Consider the following 14,866-nt stretch of genomic DNA (forward strand, 5'->3'; position numbering starts at 1 on the left):
CGATGAACGACGCCGGTTTCCGTCTTTCCCCGCAGCAGGCCCACACCTGGCAGCACGTCCCCAAGGGGTGGGCGCAGTGCCGAATCTCCTTGGAAGGGCCGTCGGCCGCCGACGATGTCGCCCGCGCCGTGCGGGACGTCGTGCGCCGCCACGAGTCGCTGCGTGCCCGCCTCGCTACGGTCCCCGGTATCGCCGTCCCGCTCCAGACGGTAGACGAGGAAACAGAGTTGGCGTGGGTCGAGGACGTCCTCCCAGGGGACGCCGCGGCAGCTGCGGCCGCGGTCGAACAAGCGGCCGCCGAGGACCGTACCCGCCCGCTCGGTGGTGCCATGCGGGCGCGGCTGCTGTCGGGCACGGACCACGCCGAGCTCGTGCTGACTGCGCCCGGCGTCTTCCTCGACCGCAGGTCGTTCGTGTCGGTCTTCGAGGAGCTCGCGGCTCGACTCGGCGGGTCGGCGGAGGACGACGAGCCGCTCCAGTACCTCGACGCGGCGGAGTGGCTCCACGAGCAGGCCGCGACCGCCGACGCGAGGAACCGGATGGCGGCCTGGAACCGGCACGAGCTCGCCGCCGCGCGGGTGCTCCCAACGCCGTTCGAGGGCGGTACGGCCGACGGCGTGGGCGTGGTCCAAGTGCCGTCAGACCCGCCGTGGGCCCAGGCCACCGAGCGGGTGGCAGCGGAACTCGGCTGCTCGCTAGGAGCGCTAGTCCTGGGCGCCTGGCAGCTGCTGCTGTGGCGGCTCACCGCGGCGGAGCGCCTGGTGACCGGGTTCGTCCCCACCACCCGAGGTCTGGACGAACTCGACGCGGTGGTCGGCAACTTCGCAAGCCCGGTCCCGGTGCTCAGTGCGATGGAACCGGGGATGTCCTTCGAAGCCCTGGTGGCCCGGCTGGACCGGGCGATGGGCGAGGCGTCGACCGCGCAGTTCTCCTTCGACGGCACGGCGGCGGAGGGAACGGCCCCGTTCGGTTACTCCTTCTGCGAACTGCCGGCAGAAGCAAGCGCGGGGCGGCTCCGGCTGGCCCTGCGGTCGGTGGCCACGGCGCCCGTGGGCGCAACACTCCACCTCGACGCCGCTTGCACGCCCGACGGTTGGCTCGACCTGCGAATCCTGCACGACACCCGGCTCGTCTCGGAACGTCACGCGGCAAGACTCGCTGGACAGTTCGGCTCCGTCCTCCGTTCCGTCACGGAGACCCCCCGGGCATTGATCGGTGACCTCGCCCTGGCTGACCAGGACGAGACCGCCCGTGTCCTCGGCGCGGGCACCGGGCCCCTCGTGGAACGGTCCCTCCTGCGACTCGCCCACGCCCGCTTCGAGCGGTGCGCCGACGAGCGGCCCGAGCGCCTCGCGGTGGTCTGCGGTGGGCAGCGGCTGACCTACGGCGAGGTCGAGGCACGGGCGAACCGGCTCGCGCACGCCCTCCGCTCGGCCCGGGTCGGCCCGGATGTCCCGGTGGCCCTGATGGTGGAGCGCTCGGTTGACTACGTCGTCGGACTGCTCGCCGTGCTCAAGGCCGGCGGCGCGTTCGTCCCGATCGATCCTGGACTTCCGGCCGAGCGAATAGCGCAGACGCTCGCCGAAGTCCGCCCGGCGGTGGCCATCACACACCGCGGTCTCACCGGGTTCGTGGCGGCGGCGGGAGTTCGGGTGCTCGACCTGGACGACGCCGCCGCGCTCGCCGCCTGGCCCGCCACCCGTGCGGCCGCGACTGTGCACCCAGAGAACCTCGCGTACGTCATCTTCACCTCCGGCTCGACCGACCGCCCGAAGGGCGTGGCCATGCCGCACCGCGCGATCTGCGGCTATGTCGAAGGCGTGCTACCGGAGTTCTGCCTCGGAGAGGACGCAGTGCTGGCCAGCCTGGCGACGCCAGCGGCCGACCTCGGCCACACCGCGGTGTTCGGCGCACTCTGCACCGGCCGCTCGCTGCTGCTCGCCGCACCCGAGGAGGTACTGGCCAGCGACCTGCTCGCGCGTCGGTTCCGAGAGCAGCCGGTCGACCTGCTGAAGATCGTCCCCTCGCACCTGGCAGCGCTGCTCGGGGCCCAGGACGCGGCCGACCTGCTGCCCCGGTCCTGCCTGGTGCTGGGCGGCGAGGAGCTGACCGCGCCGCTGGTCGAGCAAGTCCGCAGGCTGCGGCCGGGCCTGCGGGTGATCGACCACTATGGCCCGACGGAGACGGCGGTCGGAGCGCTGGTCTCGACAGTCGCCGACCGGCTCTCGGGCCCCATCCCGATCGGCACCCCGCTGCCGAACTACCGCGCGTGGATCCTCGACGCGCGGCTGCGGCCGGTTCTGCAAGGCGCTCCGGGTGAGCTGTACATCGCCGGTGATGGCGTCGCCCGGGGCTACTGGGAGCAGCCGGGCCGGACGGCGGAACGCTTCCTGCCCGATCCGTTCGCCGTCGAGCCCGGGTCGGTCATGTACCGCACCGGCGACCTAGCGCGCCAGCGGCCCGACGGCGCCGTGGTGTTCCTCGGGCGCGCCGACGACCAGGTGAAGATCCGCGGCAACCGGGTGGAGCTCGGCGACATCGAGACGGTGCTCCGCCGTGACAAACGGCTCGCCGATGCCGCCGTGGTCGCCCGGGACGACGGCGCGGGCATGCACCTCGTGGCATATGTGGCGCCCCGCCGCGGCACGTTCGTGCAGGGCCCCGAACTGGCGGAGGAACTCCGGTGCCAGCTGCCGGAGTACATGGTCCCCGGCGCGATCGTCGCACTCCAGGCACTGCCGCTGACACCGAACGGCAAGCTGGACCGGTCGGCGCTTCCGGCCCCGGATCCGTCCGCCTCGCGCACGGCCCCGTACGTCGCGCCGCGGACCGGGACGGAGACCCTGCTCGCGGAGGTGTGGGAGGACATCCTCGGCTGCGGAAAGGTCGGTTCTCGTGACGACTTCTTCCGTGAGCTCGGCGGGAACTCCCTGGACGCCACTCGGGCGGTCGCCCGGGTGAGGGCGGCGACCGGTGTCGCGCTCCAGGTGAGCGCGCTATTCGAGGCACCCACTGTGGCCGCACTGGCCGAGCAGGTGGAGGCAGGGCGCGCGGCCGCGAGCGTGGGCGGCGCCAGCGACGCGATCACGCCGGTCGACCGGACCGGCCCTCTACCGCTGTCGTACGCGCAGCGCCGGATCTGGATGCTTTCCCAGGTCGATGGTGCGAACACCGCCTACAATATCCCGGCCGCCATCCGCATCGGCGGGCCTCTGGACATCGACGTGCTGGTGCGAGCGCTAGGCGAGGTGGTGGCCCGGCACGAGGCGCTGCGCACCAACTTCGTCCAGGTGGACGGTGTCCCGGCGCAGGTGGTGAGGGAGGCGGCGCCGATCGAGGTGCCGATGGTGGATATCCGCGCGACGGACGTGGCGGCACGGGCGCAGGCGCACGCATCCCGGCCGTTCGACCTGGAGCGGGACGAGCTGTTCCGGGCCGCGGTCCTGCGGGTCTCGGCGGAGGAGCACGTCTTGCTGCTCTGCCTCCACCACATCGTGTCCGACGGCTGGTCGACCACAGTGCTCTGGCAGGAGATCGCGAGCCTCTACACGAACTTCCGCGCCGGCCAAGAGTCACCGCTCAAGCCGCTGCCGAGCCAGTACGCCGACTTCGCGGCGTGGCAGAACCGCTGGCTGGACAGCCCGGAGATCGCCCCTCAGCTCACCTACTGGACGCGGCAACTCGACGGCCTGCCAGCACTGTTGGAGCTGCCAACAGACCGGCCCCGGCCTTCGCTGCAGGGCGGCGAAGGGGCGACGCTGGCGATCACCGTCCCCTCGGAGACCGTCCTCGCGCTGCGCGGACTGTCCGTCGAGCAGCGGGCGACGATGTTCATGGTGATGCTCACAGCGTTCAACGTGCTGCTCGCCCGGTACACCGGGCAGCACGACATCGCGGTCGGTACGCCCGTCGCCAACCGGACGCGTGCGGAGGCCGAGGGGCTCATCGGGTGCTTCTTCAACACCCTCGTGATCAGGACTGACCTGTCCGACGACCCCACCTTCTCCGACTTGCTCGGCCGGGTCCGGGACGTGGTGATCGCCGCGCTGGCGCACCAGGACTTGCCGTTCGAGCGCCTCGTCGAGGTTCTCAACCCCGCCCGCAGCCCCGCGCACACGCCACTTTTCCAGACCCTTTTCGTCTACCAGCCCGCGCCGGCCGGCGGGGCCGCCATGGACGGATTGAGGGTCGAGCGGCTGGCCCTGCCTGGCACCGTCGCCAAGTACGACCTGACCCTCGACCTCGTCGAGGACGAGGACGGCGTCCGCGGGCGCATCGAGTACCGCACTGATCTCTTCGACTGCGGCACGATCGAGCGGATGGCCGGGCACTTCACCAGGCTGCTCGACGCGATCGTCCGCGACCCGATGAGCCGCGTCGCCGAGCTTGACCTGCTGACCGGGGCCGAGCGGGAGCTGGTGCTTGCGGAGTGGAACAGCGAGCACCGGGCGCAGGCCGACGGGCTGCCGGTGGCGGACGCGTTCGAGGAACGGGTCCGGTCGTGCCCCGACGCCACGGCTCTGGTCTTCGGTGACCGCTCGCTCACCTACCGCGAGCTGGACCGGGCGGCGAACCGGCTGGCTTGCCGGCTTCGCGCGAAGGGGGTCTCCGAGAACGTGCTGGTCGGCCTCTGGACGGAGCGCTCGATCGAGCTGGTCGTCGCCATGCTCGCCGTGCTCAAGGCCGGCGGCGCCTATGTCCCGCTCGACCCGGCCGCGCCGACCGCGCGGGTCGCCGTCTTGGTTGAGGACGCCCGGATCGGACTGGTGATCGCCCCGACGGCCCGGGCGGCGGAGCTGCCGCCGGGGGTCGACGTGGTCGCCCCGGAGGTGGGTCCGTCGGAGGAGGTGGAGCCGGCGATGAGGACGACCGGTCCGGAGAGCCTCGCGTACGTCATCTACACCTCGGGATCAACCGGCCGGCCCAAGGGTGTCATGGTCGCCCAGCGGAACCTGGTCTCCTTCTTCGCCGCGATAGACAGCCGACTGGACAACCCGACGCCGGGCACCTGGCTCGCCCTGACCCACCACACCTTCGACATCTCGGTCCTTGAGCTGCTGTGGACGCTCACCCGGGGCTTCAAGGTGGTGCTGGTCGGCGACGAACTGGTGCTCAGCGCGCCGCCGCGGCCAGCGGGCACCCGGCCCGTCGACTTCAGCCTGTTCTACTTCGCGAGCGATGCTGGCGAGCGCGGAACGGACAAGTACCGACTGCTGCTGGAGGGCGCTCAATGGGCCGACGAGCACGGTTTCGCCGCCGTGTGGACACCGGAGCGGCACTTCGGCGCCTTCGGGGGGCTCTACCCGAACCCGGGCATCACCGCCGCGGCACTTGCGGCCTCGACCACCCGAATCGGCATCCGCACTGGCAGTCTCGTCCTCCCGCTCCACAACCCGATCCGGGTCGCCGAGGACTGGGCGGTGATCGACAACCTGTCCAACGGACGGGTTGGTCTTTCGATCGCCTCGGGCTGGCAGCCGCACGACTTCGCGCTTGCGCCGCACAACTTCGCCGATCGCAAGGAGGTCATGTTCCGTGACCTCGAGGTGGTGCGGAGCCTTTGGCGAGGAGAGGCGGTCCGGGCGATCTCCGGCACCGGTGAGGAGATCGAGGTCCGGACGCTGCCGCGGCCGGTGCAGCCCGAGCTGTCGGTATGGGTCACCGCGGCCGGCAACCCGGAGACCTTCCGCCGTGCCGGAACGGTCGGCGCGAATGTGCTCACCCATCTGCTGGGCCAGTCGGTCGAGGAGATGGCCGGTGCGCTCGAGGTCTACCGGGCCGCCTGGAGCGCCTCAGGGCGCCCCGGACGCGGGCATGTCACCTTGATGCTGCACACCTTCGTCTCGGACGACGAGGAATACGTGCGGCGGACCGTGCGTGAGCCGTTCAAGAACTACCTCCGTCAGTCGGCGGACCTCGTGCGGCCCGTCGCCCGTGATCGCGGGCTTGATGTCGAAGGACTTGACCAGAGCGATCTCGACGCGCTGCTCGACCACGCGTATGACCGCTACTTCGGCAGCAGCGGCCTCTTCGGCACGCCGCGAGGGTGCGCCGCGACGGTCGACCGGGTGCAGGCCGCTGGCGTGGACGAGATCGCCTGTCTCGTGGACTTCGGGGTGGCCGAGGACGAGGTGCTGGCGAGCCTCGAGCACCTGGACGAGCTCCGCCGGATCACCTCCGCGGGCACGACCGCGGAACCTCGGGTAGACATCGCTGGACTGATCGAGCAGCACTCCGTCTCGCACCTCCAGTGCACCCCGTCGCTGGCGGCGCTGCTCGCCGCCGACGTGGACGCGCGGGCGGCCCTGCGGCGGCTCGACTGGCTGCTCGTCGGTGGTGAGGCGCTCCCGCATCTGCTGGCAGAGAAGCTCTCCGCCGCGGTCGATGGCCGGGTGCTCAACGTCTACGGCCCGACCGAGGCCACGATCTGGTCCACCAGCCACCTGGTATCCGGTGCGGACAACTCGATCGGACGTCCCCTTAGCAACACCCGGACGTACGTCCTCGACGAGCGGTGCCGACCGGTGCCGGTCGGCGTGCCTGGCGAACTGTGCATCGGCGGGGACGGTGTGGCAGTCGGCTACCTGCACCGGCCTGAGCTCACCGCCGAGCGCTTCGTCACCGACCCCTACGCATCGGACCCAGCGGCCAGGATGTACCGCACCGGCGATATTGTCCGCCACCGCCCGGGCGGTGAACTCGAGTTCATCGGCCGGCGGGACCACCAAGTGAAGATCCACGGGTTCCGGGTAGAACTCGGCGAGATCGAGGCGGCGCTCGGCAGCGCCCCGGGCGTGCAGGCCGGGGCCGTTGTTGCGGACGACGACGGGCGAGGTGGCAAGCGGCTCGTCGCCCACGTCGTCATGTTCGGGCCGTTCCAGGCCGCGGACCTACGCCGCCACTTGGAGGAGCAGCTTCCTCGGCACATGGTGCCCGCTCGTATCGTCGAGTTGGAATCGATGCCGCTGCTGCCGAGCGGCAAGGTGGACCGTAGCGCGCTCCCGGGGGTCGCCGCTGACCAGCCGACGAACGGTGAGGCGATCGCCCCGAGCACCCCGACCGAGCGCGAACTCGCGAGGATCTGGGCCGAACTTCTCAAGCAGCCGACGATCGGCGCGCACGACAACTTCTTCGAGCTCGGCGGCGACTCCATCATCGCGATCCAGCTGGTCGCGCGGGCCAGGCACGTCGGGCTGACGATCTCGGCGCGCGACCTGTTCCGGCACCAGACGCTCACCGAACTCGCGGCGGTGGCCCGGGAGGGCACCACGACCCACGCCGAGCAGGACCTGGTCCTCGGCGAGGGCGGTCTGGCACCCATCCAGCACTGGTTCTTCGAGCAGGAGCTCGCTGACCCTCACCACTACAACCAGGCCATCCTGGTGGACGTCACCAGCGGGCGGCTGGACCTCGGGTCGCTCGCCTGCGCTCGCGACGCCCTACTGCGGCACCACGACAGCTTGCGCAATCGGTTCGTCCATGGCGCCGACGGTTGGCGGCAGTGGACCGGCGCCCCCGAGCCCGTCCCCGACCCCGTCGACTGCCTCGACCTGACGGACCTGCCGCCCGCGGCCTGGCCCGAGGCCGTCGCCACGATGCAGCGGGACGCCCACGGCGCCCTGGATCTCGTGGACGGCCCAATGTTGCGCATGGTCTACCTCGACTTCGGCGCGCAGCGCGCGGACCAGCTGTTCGTGGTGGCCCACCACACGGTCGTCGACGGTATCTCCTGGCGCATTCTCATGGAGGACCTCCAGACCGCCTACGAGGCAGAGCGTCAGGGCCGCGGTGCCCGGCTGCCGCTCAAGACGACCTCGTACCAGGAGTGGGTCTGCCGGCTCACCGCCGACGCCGACTCGGCGCGGACCCGTGCGGAACTCGACTACTGGGCCGATCAGATCGAGCCGCCGACAGCCGCGCTGCCACGCGACCGCGCCGGGGAAAACACCGAGGGAACCGTTCGGAGGGTCCGCGCGGAGTTCACCGCCGATGAGACCATCGCGCTCGTCCGGGACCTTCCGGCAGGACACCGGATCGGAGTACCCGAGCTGCTGCTCACCGCGCTGGCCGACGCGTGCGCGCCATGGACCGGCTCGCGCTCGCTGCTCGTCGACGTGGAGGGTCACGGCCGGGAAGAACTCTTCGACGACATCGATGTGTCCCGCACCGTCGGGTGGTTCAGCGCGATCTATCCGCTCCGGATCACTCTGGCCGTACCGGGGGAGGACAGCCTGCGGGCCGTCCGGGAACAGATCCGCGCCGTCCCGCGCAGCGGGGTGGGCTTCGGCTTGCTGCGCCACCTCTCGCCAGACGAGTCGGTACGGGCGCGCCTGAGGGACGGACGCCGTGCGGAGCTCGTCTTCAACTACCTGGGCCAAGCCGACGCCTCGCTGCTGCCTGACTCGATATTCCAGCTGTCCGGTGATCCGGTCGGTGCGCCGCACGGCCCCGCGCAGCGGCGTCGGCATCTCGTCAACGTCAATGGGATCGTGGTGGACGGCCGACTCCGCGTCGACTTCGCGTACAGCCAGGCGGTGCACGATCCGACGACCGTCGAGGCGCTCGTGGCCCGATTTACCGCCGCGACGCGCGAGCTGCTTGGCGAGTGCCTCACCGGGGGCGTCCGGTTCGTGCCGTCCGACTTCCCGGACATCGATCTCACGCAGGGGGAGCTCGAAGAGCTCCTCACGGAACTTGAGAGCTAGGAACGATCGACCCATATGAACGAGAAGACCGACATCGAGGCCATCTACCCTCTGTCACAGCTCCAGCACGCTATGCTGCTCAAGTCGCAGCTCGCGCCCAACAGCGGTGTGTACATCGTCCAGCTGTCGTTCGACATCTGCGGTCCGCTTGACCTGAAGGCCTTCCGGGCGGCCTGGAACGAGCTGACCGCGCGGCACGCCGTACACCGGACGCTGTTCGCACGCCTCGACCAGAGCCAGCCGCTCCAAGTGGTACGGCGCAGCGTGGAGCTCCCGTGGACAGAGGAGGACTGGTCGGCGCTGTCGGCCCCGGAGCAGGACGCGCGCTTCGACGCCTGGTTCGCGGACGACCGCACCAGGGACTTCGACCCCGCCCAGGCTCCGCTGATGCGATGTTTCCTGGCCCGGCTCGCGGACCACCGGCACCGGTTCTGCTGGACCCGCCACCACGCGATCTCCGACGGCTGGTCGATGGCCAACGTCGCAGCCGAGGTCCTCCAGGACTACCGTGACCGGACCGTCGGCACCCCGTTCACGTTCGGCCCGGTCCCGCAGTACCGCGAGTACATCGCCTGGTCCCGGGCCCAGAACGTCGACCGGGCCGAGGAGTTCTGGCGGCGGTCGCTCGCAGGCGTCCAGGGGCCGACGCTTCTCGGGGTCGACCGGTCGCCGCAAACCGGCTACCTGGCGCCCGGCCGCATCGACAGGCGGCGCGTGCTGCTCTCACCGGAGAGCACGCGGGCCGTCTCCGCCGCGGCCCGGCGCGAGCGGTTGACCCCCGGCACCTTCGTCCAAGGTGCATGGGCGATCCTGCTCCGCCGCTATGGGGACGAACGGGATGTCATGCTGGGCGTGGCGGCTTCGGGCCGGCCGCCGGTGATCGGCGGCGTGGAGAAGATGATCGGCTGCTTCGTTAACACACTCCCGGTCCGCATCGAGGTCGACGATGACGCGATGGCGATCGACTGGCTGCGGCAGCTGCAGGCGGCCCAGGTCGAGCGTGAGGAGTACGGCTATGTCTCTCTCGCCCAGATCCGTCGTTGGACCGGCGTCCGAGGCGATGTCCCGCTGTTCGAGTCGCTCCTCGCCTTCGAGAACTTCCCGATCGGGGAGGTGCTCGAGGCCGTCGGCGGGCCGATCCGGGTCGAGGCGATCCGGATGTCCGAGCAGACCAGCTTCCCGCTCACGCTCACGGTCGCCCCCGGTGACCAGCTGTCGATCCAACTCGCCTTCGACGAAAGTCGGTTTGACGAGGCTGCGATCGAGGGCATGCTTGACCACTACGCGGTGATCCTCCAGGCGCTGACCGGGGCTCCGGGCCGGATCCGCGACCTGCCGATCGCGGGGCCCGAAGAACTCGGACGACTGCTCGGCGACTTCAATGCGGCCAGGGTCGAGATACCTGACCTGCCGGCGCACCGGCTCTTCGAGGCCCAGGCGGCGAGCACGCCCGGTTCCGTCGCCCTCGTCGCAGGGCGGACCGAGCTGACCTACGCCGAGCTGAACGCCCGGGCCGATCGGCTCGCCCGACGGCTGCGCGGCGCGGGGGTCACCCCGGGAGCGCTGGTCGGCGTTTGTCTCGAACGGGACGCCGAGCTCCCTGTGGCCCTGCTCGCGGCGTGGAAGGCTGGCGCGGCCTACCTCCCGCTTGATCCCGCGTATCCGCCGTCCAGGCTGGACCAGATCCTCGGCGACGCGGCGCCGGCGGCGGTGCTGGCACAGCAGTCGACCCATGGCGCGCTGGCTGGCTCGTCGTCGAACACGCTGCTGATTGACCGTTCGGACAGCGAGGCGGACGACGCCGAGGACGCTGGCCCTGCCTCCGCGGAGGTCCACGAGGAGTCGGTGGCCATCGTCATCTACACCTCGGGTTCGACGGGTCGACCTAAGGGGGTGCGGTTCACCCACCGCAACGTCACCGGGTTCCTCACCTGGTCCCGCGAGTTCTTCTCCCGCGAGGATCTCGGGGGGACGCTCGCCTCGACGTCGATCTGCTTCGATCCGTCCGTCTGCGAGATCTTCCTGCCGCTCACCGTCGGCGGCACGGTGATCCTCGCCGACAACGTGCTCGACCTGCCGACGCTGCCCGCCCGCGACCGGGTGACGCTTGTGAGTACCGTCCCGTCCGCGGTAGACACACTGCTCGGGCTCGGCGACCTGCCGGCCAGTGTGCGCGTGGTGAACCTCGCCGGAGAGCCGCTGCCGCGTGACCTCGTCGACCAGCTCTACGCCCAGCCGGGCGTCCGTGATGTGTACAACCTCTACGGCTCGACCGAGCACACCGTGTACTCGACCGTGAGCCTCGTCCCGCGTGACGGTGCGAAACCCCTCATCGGTCGGCCGACCCCCAACGCCCAGATCTACGTCCTAGACGCCAACGGCGTCCCCGTCCCGTGCGGCATCGTCGGCGAGCTGTACGCCGGCGGCGAGGGCGTGACCCAGGGCTACCACGAGCGTCCGTCGCTCACGGCCGAGCGCTATCTTCCTGACCCGTTCGGCGGCCGCCCCGGCGCCCGCCTGTACCGCACTGGGGACCTGGCACGGTGGCTCCCGGACGGCCGGCTCGAGTACCTTGGCCGGAACGACCGCCAGGTGAAGCTCCGCGGGTTCCGGATCGAACTCGGGGAGGTCGAGTCCGAGCTTCGGAAGCTCACCGGCATCCGCGACGCGGTAGCGGTCGTCCGCGAGGACGAGCCGGGCACCAAGCGCCTGGTGGCCTACGTCATCAGCGCGGACGGGCACGTCGTCGAGCGGGCAGACGTAACGCGGGCGCTGCGCGAGAGGCTCCCCGAACACATGGTCCCCGCGGCGCTCGTGGAGCTCAGCGCGCTGCCGCTCATGCCCAACGGCAAGGCGGACCTTCAGGCCCTCCCTGCGCCCGACGTGGTTCAGGGGCAGCGCACCCACCGCGAGCCCAGCACCGAGGTCGAGCGGACCATCGCGGCGGTCTGGGCCGAGATCCTCGGCATCCCGAACCCCGGGGTGGACGAACGGTTCTTCGACGTGGGTGGCGACTCGATGCTGCTAGTGCGAGTGTTCGGCCGACTGCGGCAGCGCTACCCGGACCGCTTGGTGCTCACCGACCTGTTCAAGAACCCGACGATCTCCTCGCTGGCCGAGAGCATCGCCGGCACTGAGAGCCAGCCGGCCTTCACGGGGGTCCAGGACCGGCTGGCGAGACGCCGCGCTGCGCAGGGCGGGCGGTAGCCGTGCTCGACAGCGACTTCGACCTCGCGCGAGCCCGCGTGGAGACACCGGGCGTGCACCACGTCGTGCACCTGAACAACGCTGGCGCGAGCCTCGCACCGCAGGTGGTGGTCGACGCCGTGACGGACCATCTGCGGACGGAAGCCCTGGTTGGCGCTTACGAGGCCGCCGAGCGCGCCCAGTCGGCCATCGACCGGGCGCACGGCGGGATCGCCGAGCTCCTCAACTGCCGCACCGAGGAGGTGGCGATCCTCGACAGCGCCAGCCGCGCCTGGGGGATGGCTCTGGCCAGCATCCCCCTCATGGCCGGGGACCGGGTGCTGGCGTCACCGGTTGAGTACGGCGGCAACCACGTCTCGCTGCTCCACCTTACCCAGCGCGTCGGGGCCTTGCTGGAGACCCTCCCGGTGGACAACACCGGCATGGTGGACGTCGACGAGCTGCACAACCAGCTCGACGAACGGGTACGGCTGATCGCCGTCACCCACGTACCCATGCACGACGGCCTGGTGAACCCGGTCGCGCGGATCGGCCGGCTGGCCCGCGCCCACGGGGTGCTCAGCCTGGTGGACGCCTGCCAGTCCGTCGGCCAGATGCCGGTGAACGTGCGAGAACTTGACTGCGACCTCCTCGTGGGGTGCGGCCGAAAATTCCTCCGTGGTCCACGCGGCACCGGGTTCCTGTACGTCCGGCAGGAGCTGGCACACGAGCTGACCCCGCCGATCCTCGGGCTGGACGGCGTCGAGTGGTCGTCGGGCACGTACCGCCTCGCGCCCGGCGCCCGCCGCTTCGAGACTTGGGAGTCCAACTGCGCCTCGCGCATCGGGCTCGGCGTCGCGGTCGACTATGCCCTCGGGTGGGGCGTGGACCGGACCTGGCAGCGAGTACGGCAGCTCGCCGAGGGACTGCGCAGGAACGTCGCTGGCATCCCTGGGGTCACCGTGGAGGACCGCGGCCGAGAGCGCTGCGGCACCGTCGCCCTGACCTTTGAGGGCCTGCGGCCGGACCGGGTCCGAGCGGCCCTGGGGCGTGCCGGAATCAACACGTGGGTTTGCCTGCCCAACGCCGCATGCGTCGACATGCAGGCACGGCGGCTCGACAGCCTGCTGCGCGTCTCAGTGCACTACTACAACTCGCAGGAGGAGCTCGACCGCCTCTGCTCGGAGCTTGAGTCGCTGGCTGTCGGTCCGCCCGCCAAAGTACTGGTCTGAAGGAATGATGCAGTGACACGGCTCGATGTCGGACCCGTCAGGCGGCCGGGAGCATTGTTCCGCCCGCGGCCGCTGCCCGCGGCCCCCTTCCGGCTCTTTCTGTTCCACCATGCCGGGGGTTCGCGCCACCTTTTCCAGGGCTGGGAGGAGGAGTTCCCGGCCGACTTGGAGATTTGCACGCTTAACGTCCCGGGGCGCGGTGAGCTCTACGACGTTCCGCTGATCGACCGTTGCGAGGGCCTGGTCGACTACTTCCTCGCCGAGCTCGCTCCCCGGCTGGACCGCCCGTTCACCTTCTTCGGCCACAGTATGGGCGCCCTGGTCGCCTGTGAACTGACCCAGCGGCTGGCCGGATCGAGCCGACCGCTGCCGGTCTGGCCGGGGCTGTCGGCCTTCGGCGCCCCGAGCACTCACAGGACGTCCGCAGGCTGGGGCCGCCACCTCCTCGCCGACGCGGAGGGATGGCTGGCTCCGGACTGCTGGTGGCACTCCACCGGAGATCCTGGACGACGACGAGCTGTGGGCCGTCTTCGAACCGCTGCTGCGCACCGACTTCGCGGTGGTCGACACCTGGAGTCCGTACCTCGACGCGCCACGGCTGACGGTCCCGACCTCTGTCTTCGGTGCCGAGGACGACCCGGTCGTTCCGCTGAACGGGCTCGGGAACTGGGACGGCGACGCCGACCGGTTTCTGGGTTTGCACCTCTACAGGGGAGGCCACTTCTACCTGCGCGCCAATCTCCGGCCGCTGGTCCGGCAGATCATCGCCTCCGCTCTGGCGGCGGCCCGGGCGCGTGACTGACCGTTGAATTCCGAAATCCTTCGCAGCCTCACTTCATCATCTCGCAGCCCGAGTTCACGAGGGCTTCAGTCGCTGCCGGTAACGTCCCCTGGATATCCGATACTTCCCTGCGCGAAAAGGATGCCGTTGTGAGCGCGGAACACATCGCCGTCGTCGGACTGGCCCTGCGTGTGCCCGGAGCCGAGAACGCCGAGGAATTCTGGCGGAATCTCGTGCGAGGGACGGATTCCATCTCCCGTATCAGCGACGACGACGTGATTGCCGCGCACGGCGATCCGACGGCTCTGGAGAATCCCGACCTGGTCCGCGCCGGTGGGATTCTCGAGCGGATCGACCAGTTCGACGCCGACTACTTCGGCTTCACCGACCGCGAGGCGGAGCTGATGGACCCGCAGCAGCGCCTCCTGCTGCAGGTGGCGGTCGAGGCACTCGAGGATGCTGGCTACGACCCCGCCCGCATCGAGTCGGCGACCGGCGTGTTCATGGGAATCGGTCGCAGCGGCTACTTCCTGCACCAATTGCTGCCGCGGACCGATCTGGTGGCCTCCTTCGCGCGGCAGATTTCGCTGCTCAACGACAAGGACTACGCAGCCACCCAGATCTCCCACCGGCTCAACCTGACCGGGCCCAGCATGACCATCGCGACCGCGTGCTCCACCTCGTTGGTGTCGGTCCACCAGGCGTGCAAGAGCCTGCTCGACTTCGAGTGCGACATGGCCCTGGCCGGCGGCGCCAACATCAACGTGCTGCAGAACGGCGGCTACCTGTACCAGGAGGGGAGCATTTTCTCCCCGGACGGCTACTGCCGGGCTTTCGACGCGGAGGCGCGCGGAACCGTTGGCGGAAGCGGCATGGGCATCGTGGTGTTGAAGCGGTTGTCGGATGCGTTGCGTGATGGTGATTCGATTCGTGCGGTGGTTCGTGGTTCGGCTGTGAACAAT

5 protein-coding genes and 1 pseudogene are annotated in these 14,866 nt (G+C 70.3%); all 6 read left to right on the forward strand.

The annotated features are described in order from the left end of the window. Nucleotides 1-2: 2 nt before the first annotated feature. On the forward strand, nucleotides 3-8,705 hold the full coding sequence (locus IEY86_RS27015) for a non-ribosomal peptide synthetase (RefSeq protein ID WP_189134474.1): 8,703 nt from the start codon (nucleotides 3-5) through the stop codon (nucleotides 8,703-8,705). 15 nt (nucleotides 8,706-8,720) lie between these two features. After that, on the forward strand, nucleotides 8,721-11,912 hold the full coding sequence (locus IEY86_RS27020; protein WP_189134475.1) for a non-ribosomal peptide synthetase: 3,192 nt from the start codon (nucleotides 8,721-8,723) through the stop codon (nucleotides 11,910-11,912). A 2-nt stretch (nucleotides 11,913-11,914) separates the two neighbouring features. Then, nucleotides 11,915-13,123 (forward strand): aminotransferase class V-fold PLP-dependent enzyme, encoded by a 1,209-nt coding sequence (locus tag IEY86_RS27025; protein ID WP_189134476.1) that lies wholly within the window; start codon nucleotides 11,915-11,917, stop codon nucleotides 13,121-13,123. A gap of 12 nt (nucleotides 13,124-13,135) precedes the next feature. Next, a pseudogene (locus IEY86_RS37635) lies at nucleotides 13,136-13,519 on the forward strand (thioesterase II family protein); the annotation flags it as partial. Nucleotides 13,520-13,640: 121 nt separating this feature from the next. Further along, complete coding sequence (locus tag IEY86_RS37640) at nucleotides 13,641-13,925, forward strand: hypothetical protein (RefSeq protein WP_265805636.1); 285 nt, start codon at nucleotides 13,641-13,643, stop codon at nucleotides 13,923-13,925. 128 nt (nucleotides 13,926-14,053) lie between these two features. Beyond that, a partial coding sequence (locus IEY86_RS27035) for a beta-ketoacyl synthase N-terminal-like domain-containing protein (RefSeq protein ID WP_189134477.1) occupies nucleotides 14,054-14,866 on the forward strand: 813 nt, incomplete at its 3' end.

Source organism: Wenjunlia tyrosinilytica (assembly GCF_014646055.1).
GTDB classification, from domain to species: Bacteria; Actinomycetota; Actinomycetes; order Streptomycetales; family Streptomycetaceae; genus Wenjunlia; species Wenjunlia tyrosinilytica.